General features: G+C 64.7%; 14 protein-coding genes. 4 read left to right on the top strand and 10 right to left on the bottom strand.

What is annotated here, in order from left to right:
- Nucleotides 1-56: 56 nt before the first annotated feature.
- The 3 genes from YU9_RS0126360 to YU9_RS50945 form a co-directional block, all read right to left on the bottom strand.
- A complete protein-coding gene (locus YU9_RS0126360) occupies nt 57-1208 on the bottom strand; it encodes a glycoside hydrolase family 5 protein (RefSeq protein WP_027575492.1) in 1152 nt (383 codons plus the stop codon).
- A 2-nt stretch (nt 1209-1210) separates the two neighbouring features.
- A complete protein-coding gene (locus YU9_RS0126355) occupies nt 1211-3355 on the bottom strand; it encodes an exopolysaccharide transport family protein (protein ID WP_027575491.1) in 2145 nt (714 codons plus the stop codon).
- Between the two features lie 96 nt (nt 3356-3451).
- Nucleotides 3452-4081 carry a LysR family transcriptional regulator gene (locus YU9_RS50945; RefSeq protein ID WP_027575490.1) on the bottom strand — a complete coding sequence of 210 codons (630 nt, stop codon included), beginning with the start codon at nt 4079-4081 and terminating at the stop codon, nt 3452-3454.
- A 155-nt stretch (nt 4082-4236) separates the two neighbouring features.
- On the opposite strand from YU9_RS50945, the gene YU9_RS0126345 reads away from it, so the two are divergent.
- Nucleotides 4237-5466, top strand: coding sequence for an MFS transporter (locus tag YU9_RS0126345; RefSeq protein WP_051380514.1), 1230 nt, complete (start codon nt 4237-4239; stop codon nt 5464-5466).
- 187 nt (nt 5467-5653) lie between these two features.
- Nucleotides 5654-5980, top strand: a complete 327-nt coding sequence (locus tag YU9_RS0126340) for a hypothetical protein (RefSeq protein ID WP_027575488.1) — start codon at nt 5654-5656, stop codon at nt 5978-5980.
- A gap of 96 nt (nt 5981-6076) precedes the next feature.
- Here YU9_RS0126340 and YU9_RS0126335 read toward each other — a convergent pair whose 3' ends face one another.
- The 3 genes from YU9_RS0126335 to YU9_RS0126325 form a co-directional block, all read right to left on the bottom strand.
- Nucleotides 6077-7096, bottom strand: a complete 1020-nt coding sequence (locus YU9_RS0126335) for a tripartite tricarboxylate transporter substrate binding protein (RefSeq protein WP_027575487.1) — start codon at nt 7094-7096, stop codon at nt 6077-6079.
- Nucleotides 7097-7205: 109 nt separating this feature from the next.
- Nucleotides 7206-9299, bottom strand: a complete 2094-nt coding sequence (locus YU9_RS0126330; RefSeq protein WP_027575486.1) for an acetate--CoA ligase family protein — start codon at nt 9297-9299, stop codon at nt 7206-7208.
- Nucleotides 9300-9302: 3 nt separating this feature from the next.
- Entirely contained in the window at nt 9303-10094 is a 792-nt protein-coding gene (locus YU9_RS0126325) for an enoyl-CoA hydratase/isomerase family protein (RefSeq protein ID WP_027575485.1), read from the bottom strand.
- A gap of 187 nt (nt 10095-10281) precedes the next feature.
- On the opposite strand from YU9_RS0126325, the gene YU9_RS0126320 reads away from it, so the two are divergent.
- A complete protein-coding gene (locus tag YU9_RS0126320; RefSeq protein WP_027575484.1) occupies nt 10282-11058 on the top strand; it encodes an IclR family transcriptional regulator in 777 nt (258 codons plus the stop codon).
- Nucleotides 11059-11085: 27 nt separating this feature from the next.
- Here the strand turns inward: YU9_RS0126320 and YU9_RS50165 are convergent, their stop codons facing one another.
- Together YU9_RS50165 and YU9_RS50160 are read right to left on the bottom strand one after the other, a co-directional pair.
- On the bottom strand, nt 11086-11385 hold the full coding sequence (locus YU9_RS50165; protein WP_245266532.1) for a hypothetical protein: 300 nt from the start codon (nt 11383-11385) through the stop codon (nt 11086-11088).
- Between the two features lie 39 nt (nt 11386-11424).
- Entirely contained in the window at nt 11425-11916 is a 492-nt protein-coding gene (locus tag YU9_RS50160) for a hypothetical protein (protein ID WP_245266531.1), read from the bottom strand.
- Nucleotides 11917-12178: 262 nt separating this feature from the next.
- Between YU9_RS50160 and YU9_RS0126310 the strand changes: the two genes are divergently transcribed.
- On the top strand, nt 12179-12685 hold the full coding sequence (locus tag YU9_RS0126310) for a hypothetical protein (RefSeq protein WP_027575483.1): 507 nt from the start codon (nt 12179-12181) through the stop codon (nt 12683-12685).
- 49 nt (nt 12686-12734) lie between these two features.
- Here YU9_RS0126310 and YU9_RS48135 read toward each other — a convergent pair whose 3' ends face one another.
- Nucleotides 12735-13412 carry a hypothetical protein gene (locus tag YU9_RS48135; RefSeq protein ID WP_156952136.1) on the bottom strand — a complete coding sequence of 226 codons (678 nt, stop codon included), beginning with the start codon at nt 13410-13412 and terminating at the stop codon, nt 12735-12737.
- Between the two features lie 761 nt (nt 13413-14173).
- Nucleotides 14174-14530, bottom strand: coding sequence for a 6-carboxytetrahydropterin synthase QueD (gene queD, locus YU9_RS0126295; protein WP_027575481.1), 357 nt, complete (start codon nt 14528-14530; stop codon nt 14174-14176).
- Between the last annotated feature and the right edge of the window lie 73 nt (nt 14531-14603).

Genomic DNA, 14603 nt, shown 5'->3' with positions numbered 1-14603 from the left:
CGTCCTTTGGCATCATCGCGCAGGAGCACGGTAGCGGGGCGGTACGTAAAGATCCGTTAACGATCGCGGCGCGCGGCGGGAGCTCGGGGCGCGCCGAGCAGCGCCCGCATCAGGTCGGGATCGGGCTTGCCGGTGGCGGTATCGACGAGACCAAAACCCTGCGCCAGCTCCCAATGCGCCCAGCCCCAGCAATGCTCGCGGGCATAGGCCGTGACCTCCGCCAGCCAGCGCAACCGGCTCTCTTTGGGGGCGGCGGCTTTCAACACGCCGAATTCGTTGACGATGATCGGTCGCGCGAATTGCTGCTGCCACTCGAGCGCAGGCGCGAGCCAGCGATCGGCCCGAGGCTTGTCCCTGGCGGCGGCAATCGCGGTATCGAGCATGCCGAGCGCCCTGACCGCGTTCCTGTCCTGCAGATCCTGGCGAAGCGCCTGCACGGCGGGATCTCCGGCACTGATCGGGTAAGGCAGGCCGCGGATGTCGTGCAGCGGATCCCGCTCGTCCCAATGGCCCTGATGGGTGAACACCATCGGATCGTAGAAGTGGATGGCGTAGACGACGTCACGGTCCGGCAGCGGACGAAACCCCGGCAGCGAATCCGCGCGCTGCCAGTTGACCGGACCGACGATCAGGGTGGTCGCGGGGAGCAGCCCGCGGACGAACGCGGCCAGCGCCTCTACCTCCCTTTGCCACCTGTCGGCTTCGATATCGGGCTCGTTGAGCAGCTCGGCGAAGATGCGATCGGCAGGATGGGATCGAATGACCTCTGCAAGCGCGCGCCAGGCCTCCTGCATCTCGCGCATCGCCGCATCCGGATCATCCTTGTGCAGGCGATTGAAGCGCTCGCCCGGATGAAGGTCGACGGAGGTGGAATAGCCGAGCGAGGTGAGCTGCTTCAACGCGTTGCCGAGCACGCGCAAGCTCGCCTCGCGCTCGTCTTTCGCGGCAAAGCGCGGCATCACTCGTTCCGCCGGCACCGGCAAGCGGACATGGCTCATGCCCGCCTTGCGCAGCTGCTGCAGCAACGCGCGGCCTGGCGCCGCACCGTTGATCCAGCCGTCGGCATTGAAGCCGCGAGACAGCGCGGCAAGCCGCTGCGGCGCGACCGTCGACGGCAAGGGCAGGCAATTGCCCGCGAAGACCGGCGGGCCGAATGAGATCGACAGCAGCATCGCCGCGACCAGCAGACGGCGGCGCGACGCCGTCATCGTCAAACCGCAAGACCCAATGCACCACCCTCCGCGTGAGGCGCCACTGAACCGGCGGGCACGTGATTGACGACGAGGCCGGTCGGCACCGCCGCATATTTCGACAGCGCCGCGGTCACCCTGCGCATCGCGGACGAGCCGAGCTCGCCGGCGCGCGCCACCAGGACGATCAGGTCCGCGTGCGCGGCCAGGGCGATGGCGTCGGGCTGCAAGGCGAGATTGCTGGCGTGGACGATGATCAGGTCGAACTCCGAACGAATATCGTCCTCGGGCCTTGCATCGGGTTTTCGGCCGGCGCTCAGGAGCTCGTCGATCGACTGAAGTCCCGCCGTGGTCGAGCCATCGTGCCATTCGGTCACCGGCGGCTGGTGGCCTGCGAATTCAGGCTGCAGCCGGATCAGCACGCTCATCATGCCCCGATTTACGGCGGCGCGATTGAGCGAGCGCGCAACCGTGTTGCCGCCTGCGCTCTTGCCGACCGACAACACCAGCGCGACCTTGCAGCCGCGCACCGGCACACGCTCGATGCGTTCGAGCAGCGGCCGCAGATGGAGGCCGAGATCGAGCTCGGCCACTGCTGCGATCGGTCTTTGCCAGACTGTGTTGGTCCCGGCCCCTGGCGCCAGCTCGGGGATGCGGGCCCAGACAGGAAGGTTGGGCATCGCCTCGGCTCGGCGCGCGGCGGCGGCCGCAGGCTGGACTTCCCGGCTGGGCGCCTCATCCGCTTCCACAGACGCAGGCGCCTGAACGGACCCGGGCTTGTCGGCGGACACGCTCGTCGTCACCGCAACGGCGGCGGTCGAGGTCAACAGCGAGCCGATCGCCAATGCCGCGAGCAGCAAGGCGAGCGGCGGACGCGTCGAGCGCAGCGGCGGAATGGCGATCGAGGCGATCTTGGTCTGGGACGCCTGCAGCTGACGCTGCTCGTTGGTGCTCTTGAACCGCGACAGGAACTGCTCGTAGATATTCCTGTTGGCATCGGCGTCGCGCTGCAGCTCCTGCAGCTTCACCAGCGCCTGGCCGTCGACCAGCATCTTGGTCTCGACCGCCTTGAGCTGCTTTTCCAGCGCGTTCTGCTGCTCCAGCTGGGCCTCATACTCGGATTTGGCCGTGTCGATGTTCTTCTTCCGCTCGATCTCGATCTGCCGGTTGATATCCGCCAGCTGGCTGTAGGAGATCGCGAGGTCGGGATGGCGGTCGCCATACACCGCCTTCTTCTGCGCGATCTGGTCATTCAGGGCCGAGCGCTGCGTGCGCAGCATGCTGAGGAGGTCCTGCTTCACCGGCCCTTCGACATTGGCCTTGAGATCGCGCTGCACCTGCTCGTAGCGCGCCTTGGCCTCCTCGGTGCGCGCGCGCGCGGCCGAAACCTGCTGGGTCAAATCGGTCACCCGCAATTGCTGCGTGGTGGATTCCTTGCCGGCATTGACGATGTTGTGCTCGAGCCGGAAGGCGGCGACGGCGTCTTCCGATGCGCGCAGGCGCTCGCTCAGCGTCTTCAGCCGGTCCTTGAGCCAGTCGGCGGCCTCGTCCGTCGCCTCGGTGCGGACGCGGCCCTGGCTGGCAACGAAGGCCTCGGCGATGGCATTGGCGTAGTAAGCGGCCCGGTCCGGGCGGTTCGAGGTGAAGGAAATCGCAATGACATAGGTGAGCCCGCGCCGGGTGATCTCGAGACGGTTGCGGAATTTTTCGAGCAGGCGCGTCATGTCGGTATAGCCGCCCGCGACGTCCTCGTCGTCCGCGATCTTGAGCTGCTCGATCAGGGGGCGGAGAAAGCCGTCGGATTTGGCGATCTCGATCTGGCTCTGAAGCGCCGCGGCATCCTGGCCGATGCCGGGCAGCACGTCCTGATCCGAGGTTACGCGCAGCTCGCGGGGATCGAGCACGACCAGGGCGGTGGCGGCGTAGCGGACCGGAAGGACCATCAGAACGACGACGCCGAGGGCGAACAGCGCCAGGGCCAGCGTCAGAATGCGCCGGCCATTCTCGCGCAGAAAGGCGAGTGTGCCGGAGACGGTCAGCGATCCCTTGATCAGTCCCGGCGAGGCGCCGTCAGGCTTCGCCTTCGCAGCCCGCGGCGCTTCCCACGAAGCCGCTGGCTCCGTCGGGGCGATGCTTCGCGGAGATGCGCGGCTACCGAACGCCATGGGGTTGGACTCGAAATCAACTGACTGTCATAGCTCAGAGGCTTGTTGCACCGTAAATATCCATGGTTAACCGCCGGTTACGGCCGCGCGTGGACATCATGGCACGCGGCTCGGCCATGCCGGCGGCGACGGCGCCTTGGTTTTGGCCGGAGGCTCGAGCTCGATGTGGCCAAGCAGGCAGGACCGCAGCGTCTCGATCTCCGGACAATCGGCGGTGCCCAGCGGGCCGATCAGGAAGCCGCTGTCCAGAGGCTCGCACCTGTAGCCTGGGCAGCGCTGCACCCTGTCCGCGATCACGACATCGACCTTGCCTTCGAGCAGCTCATGCAGCCCGGCCGGCTGGCTGATGCGAATGGCGAGCTGGGGCTGGGCCCGGCGGAACCGTGAAAGGCGCGCCCGCAACGAGTCGACGGCAAAGCTCGCATGAAGCCCGATATGCAGCAGGCTCGTGACGCCCTCAGGCTTGAGCTCGGCAGTGGCCTCGGCGAGGCAACGAAATGCCTGACGCACGCGCGCCAGATAGGTTTCGCCGCCAGACGTCAGAATGACCTGCCGTGTCCGCCGCTCGAACAGCTGCACGCCCAGCCGCTCCTCCAGCAGGCGAACTTGCTGACTGACGGCACCGGCCGTGACGTGCAGCTCGTGAGCGGCCTGCTTGAAGCTGAGATGGCGGGCGGCGGCCTCGAAGGCGCGCAGGGCATTGAGTGGCGGCAGCAGATACGTCATGGCCGGCTCCTGGCGATGCGGGAAGGTTCGGAAGGATGCATGAGTTTCGTTCGCTCGACAAAAGAGAAATCCTGCTTTGTCGCCGGTGACGGCGGGCGATACCCCGGGGCCGACCTCCACGCAGCCCGAGGAAACCTGCCGCAGTGCCGCCTGACATGCCGTCGATCGAGACTCCCTATTCCTGGATTCGTCTTTCCGCCTCCATGACTCTCAGCGCGCTGGGCTGCGTCGGGATGTGGTCCCTGGTCGTGGCTTTGCCGGCGGTGCAGGCCGACTTCAATGCGCCTCGCGCCGAGGCGACCCTGCCCTACACGCCCGCCATCATCGGCTTCATGATCGGCGGCATCATCGTCGGTCGATTGGCGGATCGCTTCGGCATCCTGCCGCCCCTGGCCGCCGGCACGATCCTGATGAGCCTCGGCTATGTCCTCACCGCCTTCGCGCCGAACCTGTCGGTCTTTGCGATGATCTGCGGCCTCACGATCGGACTCGGCGGCGCTGCGAGCTTCGCGCCGCTGGTGGCCGACGCCTCACTGTGGTTCGACAGGCACCGCGGCCTCGCCGTTTCCCTGGCGACGGCCGGCAGCTCCCTGGCCGGCGTGGTCTGGCCGCCCATCGTCCAGCACGCCATCGCCGCGATCGGCTGGCGGCAGACCCATGTCGGCATCGGCCTGTTCTGCCTCGCAACGATGCTGCTGCTCTCCCTGGCTCTGCTGCGGAGGCCGGTGTTGCAGAAGGCGACGCCCGCGGGGGCGAGCAGCGGCAACACGATGCAAGCCATAGGCCTGTCTCCCGGAGCCACCCAGGGCCTGCTCGCCCTCGCCGGGATGTGCTGCTGCGTCGCCATGTCGATGCCGCAGGTGCACCTGGTCGCCTATTGCGGCGACCTCGGCTACGGCGCTGCACGCGGCGCCGAGATGCTGGCGGTCATGCTCGGCTTCAGCGTGGCGAGCCGCCTGATTTTCGGCTGGGTGTTGAACCTCATCGGCGGCTTGCCGACCTTGCTGCTGGGCTCGGCAATGCAGGCCATGGCCCTCGCGCTTTATCTGCCGTTCAACGGGCTGGTCTCACTCTATGTCGTTTCCGCTGTTTTCGGCCTGGCGCAGGGTGGCATCGTGCCGAGTTATGCGGTGATCATCCGTGAGCTGTTCCCGGCGCAAGAGGCCGGCTTTCGCGTCAGCCTCGCCATCTCGGTCACTCTCGCCGGCATGGCGCTGGGAGGCTGGATGGCCGGCGCGATCTACGACTGGACCGACTCCTACGCTTCCGCGCTGATCAATGGCATCGCCTGGAATATCGCGAACATGGCGATCGCGACCTGGCTGCTGGAGCGCCAGCGTCGGCATGCTGCCGGCGCGTGCGCGGCGAGCGCCGCGCTCAGCTGATGCCAACTTTGCCGGTTCGGCGGTATCGTCGATTTTCGCGGGCGACAACCGATTTGTCTTCGATCTCGGCAGCAACACATATCGGCTGATCGTCCACGTGTCGGTTGCTTTCGGCCTCGGCGACCGTGACATGGAGACGCTGGAACGGGAACGCGCGGCACGGCGTTCGCCTGGAAGGGAGTTCATCATGCCGACCAAACCGACCATCGCCCGCATCTGGCGCGGCCGCACCCGCCGCGGCGTCGCCGACGTGTACCAGGCCTATCTGCAAGCCGAGGGCATTCCGCCGCTGCTCAAGACCGCGCTCGGCGTGCAGCAATTGCGCGAGGACCGCGATGAGGAGACATGGTTCACGACCATCTCCTATTGGCCGGACATCGCGGCCATGACGGCTTTCACCAAGGGTGAGCCGACCAAGGTCCATCATCTCGCACGCGACGCGGAATTCCTGATCGAGCTACCGGAACGCATCGAGATCCACCGCATTCTGATCGACGAACAGGGCCTGCGGTGAAAGGCTGAGCCGGAGCCACAATCGCCCACGCGTACCCGGGCGTGAGGTCCCGTTGGGTCGTCGCGGAAGTTGATGGGAAGAGATCTGCGAACAGGCTTATTGCACCTCGATGTTCGCGTCCTTGACCAGCTTGCGCCAGCGTTCCTCCTCCTGCCCAACATAGCGATCGAGCTGTTCCGGAGCGCTGCCCACCATGATGAGGCCTTCATTGGCCGCCAGTTGCTTGAATGCACCGGACTGGACAGCCTTGGCGACCGCCTGATTCAGGCGCGCAATCACCGGAGCGGGCGTCTTGGCCGGCGCGTACAAACCGTACCAGGACTCGGCGGCGTAGCCGGGCACCCCGGCCTCGGCGACGGTCGGCAATTGCGGGAACGCGGCCGAACGCTCGGCGGATGTGACAGCCAACGCCCGGAGCTGGCCGGCAGCCACCAGCGAAGCCGCGCTGGCCACGGTGGTGAACATCACGTCGATCTGCCCACCCAGGAGATCACTGATTGCAGGTGCCGCGCCCTTGTAGGGGACCGCCGTCATCTTGACGTTTGCCATGGCGTTGAACAGTTCGCCGGCAAGATGGGCCGATGTGCCGATGCCGAACGTGCCGAAATTGAGCTTGCCCGGCTTGGCCTTGGCCTCAGTGATCAAATCGGAGATCGAGTTGATCCTGGATGCGGGGTTGACGACGACGATATTGAAGGATCGCGCGATCAGCGAGACCGCCGCGAAATCCTTGTGCGGATCGAACGGCAGCTTGTCGTACAGGCTCGGATTGACCGCGTGCGCGAAGGTCGCCATCAGCAGCGAATAGCCGTCAGGCTCGCTCGTCGCCACCGTCTGGGTTCCGAGGATGGTCCCGGCGCCGGGCTTGTTCTCGATGATGACGGATTTGCCGAGGTCCGCCTGGATTTCCTGCGCCGTCGTGCGCGCGATGATGTCGGTCCCGCCGCCAGCTGCGAAGGGCACCACGATCTTGATGATCTTTTCGGGATACTCGGCCGACGCCGGCGCAGCACTCAATCCCGCCACGACCAGCAACGCCGTCCAGGCGAGAATGGCAGGACGCGGCCAGCCCTTCCCTGCAGCGCCGTCGCGACTGATGATTTTACCGATTGCCATGCGGACCTCCCATCCGGTTTTGTCTCGTTCTTCAACAAGGCCTGTCGTTTTCGACGAACGCAGCCGCGCGCCTTTTTAGGAGTTCTTGGCGCGCGACAGCGATGCGGCGTCATGGATTTGCGTTGAGAACAACCAATCCATCGGCCGCCTTCACGCCCTGGCCGGCCGGCAGCACGAAGACCGGATTGATCTCGGCCTCGACGAGAGGGGCGCCGAGCTGCGCAACCATGCGCGAGAAAGCGACGATCGCGGCAGCAAGGGCTTCTGCATCGCATTTCGGCCGGCCGCGAAAACCGTCCAGCAACGGCCAGGTGACGAAATCGCGCGCCATCGCTCTAGCCTCGGCCAGACCGAGACCTCCTTCCGGAGGAAGCAGACGCATCGTCGTGTCCTTGAACAGCTCGGCGGCAACGCCGCCCATTCCGAGGAGAATTGCTGTCCCGAGCGGATCGCGATGCATGCCGAGAATGATTTCAACGCCACCTAAAATCATCTCCTGAACCAGGAAGCGGTCGGGTCGCATCCCAGTCCTGGCCTCGACCTCATCCGCCATTGCGGTCAGGCGACCGCTAATCGTCCCGGCAGTCAGATTGACTGCGACGCCGCCGACGTCGCTCTTGCGCGCAATCTCGCCGGACAGAATCTTGAGCACGACAGGGCCGCCGAAGTTTCGCGCCGCCTGTTCGGCCTCTTCAGCGGTTGCGACCACCTTCTCTGCAGCGACCGGAATACCAAAGCGGGCGAACAAGGCCTTGGCCTGCGCCTCATCCAGCGATCCCGCCGGGAGGTCGCTGATATCGACCGCCGTCCTGGTCGAGCCGGATGCCTGGAGCTGTTCCGGCATGCCGGCCTGCAGAAGCCCATCGAGCGCATTGGCGCAGCTCTCGGCGGACGTGTAGGCCGGGACACCTCGCCGGGTGAGGACGGAGACCACCTCGGGCGCGTAGGGACTCACATAGGCAATGACGGGCTTGTCGCTGAGCGGCAGGCAGTCGTGGATGGCATCGGCCAACAGGGACGGCGATCCCACGGCTGACGAGCCGGCAATCACGATCAGCGCATCGTAGGAGGGACTGGCGAGCAGGATGCGAATTGCGGCGCGAAGCAGATCCGGCTGCAGACCGGCCAGGGTCACGTCGATCGGGTTGCGATCGAGCATGGCGTGCGATCCCGACTGCAATGCGCGCAATTGCGCGGCGGTTTCCGCATCGGGTGCGGGCGTTGCGAAGCCTGCGACGCCCAGACTGTCGGACACGATCGTGCCGGCGCCGCCGGTCGAGGTGAGGATCGCCACACGCTTGCCGGACAGCGTCCACCCCACGCCAAGGGCTGCGGGAATGTCGAGCAGGTCTTCGAACGTTTTCGCACGGATCACGCCGAGCTGCCTGAACAAGGCATCATACATGCGGTCGGAGCCCGCAAGCGCCCCCGTGTGCGAGACGGCCGCCTTTGCGCCCGCCTCCGATCGTCCGATCTTGAAGGCGACAATTGGCTTGCCGGCACCTCGCGCCTTGAGGACCGCCTCGCGGAAGCGAGCCGGATTGCGGATCGCCTCGATGTAGAGAGCGATGACTTTGGTTGCACTGTCGTCGGCAAGAAAGTCGATGAAATCAGCGAGCTCGAGATCGGCTTCGTTGCTGGTCGACACCAGCTTAGACAGCCCCACCCCGCGCGCCGCAGCGCGCGACAAGACGGCGCCGAGAATGCCCCCGCTTTGCGAGACCAGGCCGATCGCGCCTGCCGGGAAATGGTCCATCGCCAGCGCACCGGATGCCGACAACACGATATTGTCGGTGAGATTGACGAGGCCGATCGTGTTCGGCCCGAGAAGGCGCATGGATCCGGCGGCCTGTAAGAGCAGCTTCTGGCGCTCGGCGCCTACGGCCCCGATTTCGGTGAAGCCGCTGGCGAGAACGATGGCCGCGGCGGCGCCGCGCTCGGACAACTCGCGCACGGCGACGTGGGCGCGCTCGGCGCCGAGCAAGACAAGGCCGACATCAGGCACATCAGGCAGCGAGGCGATTTCGGCGTAGCATTTGAGACCGCCGGTTTCCGCGACCTTGGGATTCACGGGATAGATCTTACCCGCGAAGCCATGCTTCTGGAGATAGGAGACCGGTCGCCCCGACGTCTTGCTCGGGTCCGCCGATGCACCGATGACGGCGATGCTGCGTGGCCGGATCAGGCGTTCGATCGCATTCATCGCTCAATCCTTCGACGAGGATTGTGCGAGGAACGCCGTCACCGCGTCGCGATGCTCCGCGCTGGTGTAGCAGATGGCCTGCGCCTGGCTGCCGAGATTGAAGATATCGTGCGCGGAATGCTCAAAGGTCTCGTTCAGGATCTTCTTGCTCAGCGCCAGCGCGGTGGGAGACCCCTGAGCCAGCTCGGCCGCCCAGGCCTGCGCGGCCGACAGCAGCTCGGTCGAGGCCACCTTGCGATCGACGATGCCGAGCGCGAGCGCTTCGTCGGCCGCGACGACGCGTCCGGTGAAGATCAGCTCCTTGGCCCTGGGAAGCCCGACCCGGCGCGGCAGGAAATACAAGCCGCCACCATCAGGTATCAAACCGCGCTTGATGTAGGACCAGGTGAACTTCGAGCGTTCCGTGCCCATGACGAAATCGCAGGCCAGTGCGGTGTCGGCACCGAGGCCCGCCGCGGCGCCGTTGACGGCGGCGATCGTCGGTTTCGGCAAGCCCAGCAGCAGCGATTGCACGTGATGTACGCCCTGCTGGCGGCTCCATCCGTTGAATGCGACTTCCCCCTGCGGCGCCTCGAGCCGGCGCTTCATTCCGCTGATGTCGCCGCCGGCGCAGAAGGCGTTGCCGCGTCCCGTCAGCACCAGAGCCCTGATCGCCTTGTCGCGGGACACGGTCTCGAGGGCGCCTGCGAACTCGGAGCGCATGTCGTCGCTCATCGCGTTGCGCCGTTCCGGCCGGTTGAATGCGATCGTCGCAATACCGGCTTCGACGGAAAATTCGATGAGCTGATAGGACATGGCAAGCTTCCTGATTGCAGTCGGATCGACCGGCGCGAGGCGAGTGATCCGCGCAAGGTCCGCACTGCCGTTTCCTCGTCGAGCCGTGCGCAGCCCGGCATTGTTCTTTCCGCTGCCTATAGCGGCTTGCAGCCAGCCGGACCATCCCCTTAATTCCACTAAGTGGAAACGCCGGGGGAGGTCAGAGATGGCGCAGGCGCGCAGATATGCAGGCGGGGTCGATGGCAACCGCTCGCTCGAACGGGGCATCGAGATCCTCCGGGCGTTCCGCCCCGGCGTCGACACGCTCGGCAACGGCGAGATTGCGGAGCGAACCGGCTTGCCGCGATCGACGGTCAGCCGGCTGACACGGACGCTGGTCAATTCCGGGATGCTCGACGAAGTCCGCAGCGAGCGGGCCTATCGCCTTGCCGCGTCCGTCATCAGCATCGGCCACGCAATGCGGACGGGATCACCCGTGCTCAACGCGATCGGTCCGATGATGCGGGCGGAATCGGCAAAGCGCCGGCTGAACGTCGGGCTCGCGACCGCGGATCGGACCATGATGGTCTATCTGGAGTCGATCCGCTACAGCCCGCGCGCGGCGCTGCGCAACGTCGTCGCCGGCCAGCAGGTCCCGATGGAGCTGACCTCGCTCGGCCGCGCCTATCTTGCCGGCATTGCCGAGGCCGAGCGCGAGCGGTTACTGAAACTGTTCAGACGACGCAGCACAGCTGCCACCAAGGCGCTGCTTGCGGACGTCAGGAGATCGATCAGCTCCGTCGAACGCGACGGCTATTGTGGCGTGTCCTGGCAGCCCGCCGTTCTCGCCGTTGCAACGCCGATCGTGCTCGACGGGCTTCCGGTCTACGCCCTCAACATGAGCCTGCAGAATGTCGACCGCTCCGATGCGCTGGCGAGCGAGATCGGCTCGTATCTCAACGCCTTCGCGGCCAAGTGCAAGGAGGTGCTGGCGGGCCGGTGAAGCTGATCGGTGCGAGAGGCCGCACCGTTACAATTTTCCATAAACCCGCCCGGCGACCGCCTTCAGGCGCTCGACCGAGCCGGACTCAGGATGCGGCTTGACCGGCGCGAACAGGATCGAAGCCTGCCGGCCGTTCTTCCAGACATAGATGTTGACGGCGTTGCCGTTGCCCTTGATGCAGGAATGCTCGCCGAACGCCTCGCGACCGAGCTCGGGTATCGCCACGTGCGTGCAGGGGCCCGCGCGCTTCATCATGCCGATGGCGGTGTCGCGCGAGGTCGCGATCACCGCGACGGTCATGGTGTTGGCCTCGAGATCGAACATCATGCAGCTGCCCGCGCCGGTCCGCTGCACCGTCAGCGTGCTCTAGTCGAGAAAGCCATCGGCATCCGCGGCCGTGAGCCACTCGCAATTGCCGAACCGCTCGCTGCTCTTGCTCACATTGGCGACGGCAACGCGCGCGGCTTCAGTGACCGGCCCGAGCAGCGCATCGTCGGCACGCCGGCCGATCGGATAGACGCTGATCTGCAGAATGTAGTCGCCGGACAGAGCGACGACCGAGGCCTCCTGGCGCTCTGCGCCGGCAGCGCTCGTTCCGCCCTGGCCCTCGTCGCCGATTCCGGACACTGCGTTAAGCGGCATGCGCTCGCCAAGCGTCTTGACGAAGGTCGCGTACAATTCCCTGGCGCGGTCCTTGTCGGGATTGCGGAACACGGAGAGCATCATCGTGTCGCCGCGCCCGGCCTGGTAGATGCAGCCGCGGCCGTCCTGATTTGAGATCAGCGACCATTTGAGCGCCGGCATCGCGCGGCCGAGCTCCTGGGCGCTGATGAACGGGCAGGTTTCGGCCGCGCGCACGGGAAGCACCGGGACGGCTGCGATGGCAACGAATAAAAAGAGGCAGGAGAGCAGACGCGCGAGAGTAGGCATGGGACGAACTTACTATCGAAGTGGCGCGCCACGGCCGATGAAGATGGGCACTATTGCTTCGCCGTGGCACTATGATGCCGGAGCCTGCCGCCCGATCCAACCACCAGTACTGCGACAGCATGCGAATTCATGCTACGCCTTGCGGAAGTCTTCGGATGGGTCGCGTCCAGGCGGTGGCTGAGAGGCACAAATGACGTCGGGTAGGTGGGCAAAAGGTTACACACAGACCGAACTTGATGACGCACAAGAGAAATTCGGTTTGGTTTTTCCTCCAGACTTAGTGGCCCTATTGGGAGATAGGCGGCCAGTGGATGGACACGACTGGACCGATGAAGTCGCGATCAGGCGCATGCTGGACTGGCCGTTTGAAGGGCTCCTTTTCGACATTGAGCACAACGACCTTTGGTGGCCGGAATGGGGAGAAAAGCCGGTCAGCCCGGACGCCCGTGAGGTTTTGCGTTCCGTCGTCTCGCGCGCCCCGAAATTGATACCATTGATCAGCCACCGATACTTGCCAGAGGAGCCGCACGAGCCGGGCAATCCCGTGTTCTCCGTCTATCAGGCCGACGTGATCTACTATGGAGCCGATCTGCTCGACTATTTCGAGCGAGAGTTCGCTGGGTGGGGCCATCGGCCGTGGCCAGACCAAATCAAGTACATACCGTTCTGGTCTGATCTTGTAGAGCGCAATCGTTAGGACGACCAGTCTTTGCTGCGCGTTAATCCATGGCGCGTCTCGAATGTCGCTATTGGACAAGTTTGCCGCATATTTCTGCGAGCACTTCCGGAATCGTCGTCGCTCCTACCTCGACGAGGAATGATTCCGCGACACATTCGAAGGTGCAGTCGTGGAATCCGAAGATGTAATGGTTGAGACTGCGCCAGGATTCGGGTCTGTAGCCTTCATGTATTGAATTGATCGCCTCCAGTTCCTTGACCCAAAGAGAATTCTTCACCCGTAGCGGGCTATACCTTCGCAAGCCCTTTCCGTTTAGCGGATGGCCATGAAACACCTCATCGTTTGGTGTTCCCATCCTTGTGCATATGCAACGCTTGAATTCGACAACTGCAAGATTGCCCGGACTAGGATCGTCAGCGTGACGAATGTTGACGTAGGTTCCGTCCCATTCGGGATCAACGTCGCGCAGGAAGAACACAAGAAAGGTCCGATAGTCGTTCTGGAGCAGATAAGGAAACGGAGCGCCGGTGTCCCATTGCACGGGAAACTCAATTGGAACGGCATGCGGTTCGTTCTGCGCTGCTGCGAGGGCGCGCTCCGCTTCAAGCAAAGCCTCTTGGGCCGCGGCAAATTCCTCGAGCTCTCCACCCTTATGTTGAGGCGCGAGAGCTTGCACTGCACGTTTGAGCCGTATCTGGGCGGCCTTTAGGGCGCTTTGAAGATCCGTTAGGGAGTTTGTTGACATGCTTGAAATCTACCGATCCGACGTTCACCGAACTTGTATCAATATCGCTAGCCGAACGACAGCACCCCAGCGACCGATTAAGACGGCAAGATAAAAGCGACGGTGTCGCTCCGTGCTGTCGGGGGTCGTATGTGTTTGTCTGCACATCGCTTTGGATGGCACTGCAGCGGCACCATATGAAGTGACTTGGTGCCGCTCGAACCGCAAAAGCATTCAAAATCAACGTTCCGAGCGCCATCGTTCGTAGCGTCGCGTCTTCTTGCGCGTGCTCGGCGGGATGTCCGACCATGATCGCATGGAAGGCCGCTGCCGGGCCAACGGAGCGCCGTCAAGGGTCGCGCTGCGCGCGACCGGCTCGCCGGCTTGCGGCCTTGACCGCGCTCCGCTGGCCCGGCTCCTTTGCTTCCATGCGTTCATGGCCTGCTCTGCGCGATCGCGCTCATTCTGCAGAGAAAGTGCGAGTTCGCAGCGCTGCAGCGGGACGTGGCGTAGACCATCGGCCGTTCTGTGGATCGGCCAAGCTTGCCACAGTGGCGCCATGGCTCTCCCTCACAAATCGCAGCTACGGCGTCCGCCGGACCGGGCCCTTGCGCACGCTCGTCGCCGCATCGAGCGCAAAATCGGCAGGTTTTGGAGTGCCCAGTTTTGTACCGAAGTGGCGCGCCGGGAACGATTCGAACGCCCGCCCCTCAGATCCGTCGTCTGATGCTCTCTTCAGCCGAGCTACGGGTGGCCCGCGCCGGGTCAGCGCAGGGCTGTCGTCACCGTCCCTGATATTCGGCCCAGCAGTCTGCCGTCTCATAGACCCGGACCGCCGATAGCTGCCGAAGGCTCGGCTTCAGTCGATCCCAGATCCACACCGCGATATTCTCGGCGGTCGGGTTCTCGAGTCCGTCGACCTCGTTCAGGCAGCGGTGATCCAGCGCGTCCATGATGTCGGCAAAGCTTTTTTCGATATCGAAGAAGTCCGCGACGAAGCCGGTGTGCGGATCGACCGGCCCGTCCAACTGGACCTCGACCCGATAGGAATGACCATGCAGCCGGCTGCACCGGTGAGTCTCGGGCACGTTTGGCAGCCGATGCGCCGCTTCGAACTTGAACGCCTGCGATATCCTCATCCAGCTCCTCACACGGCGCGGCCATCCGGTCTCGAGCCGGTCTGGCGACCAGATGCTGCCTTGTCCTGACCTT

The organism is Bradyrhizobium sp. WSM1743 (assembly GCF_000473065.1).
GTDB lineage: Bacteria > Pseudomonadota > Alphaproteobacteria > Rhizobiales > Xanthobacteraceae > Bradyrhizobium.
Note: the sequence above shows the minus strand (reverse complement) of the source record. Positions and strands in the feature narration are given on the sequence as shown.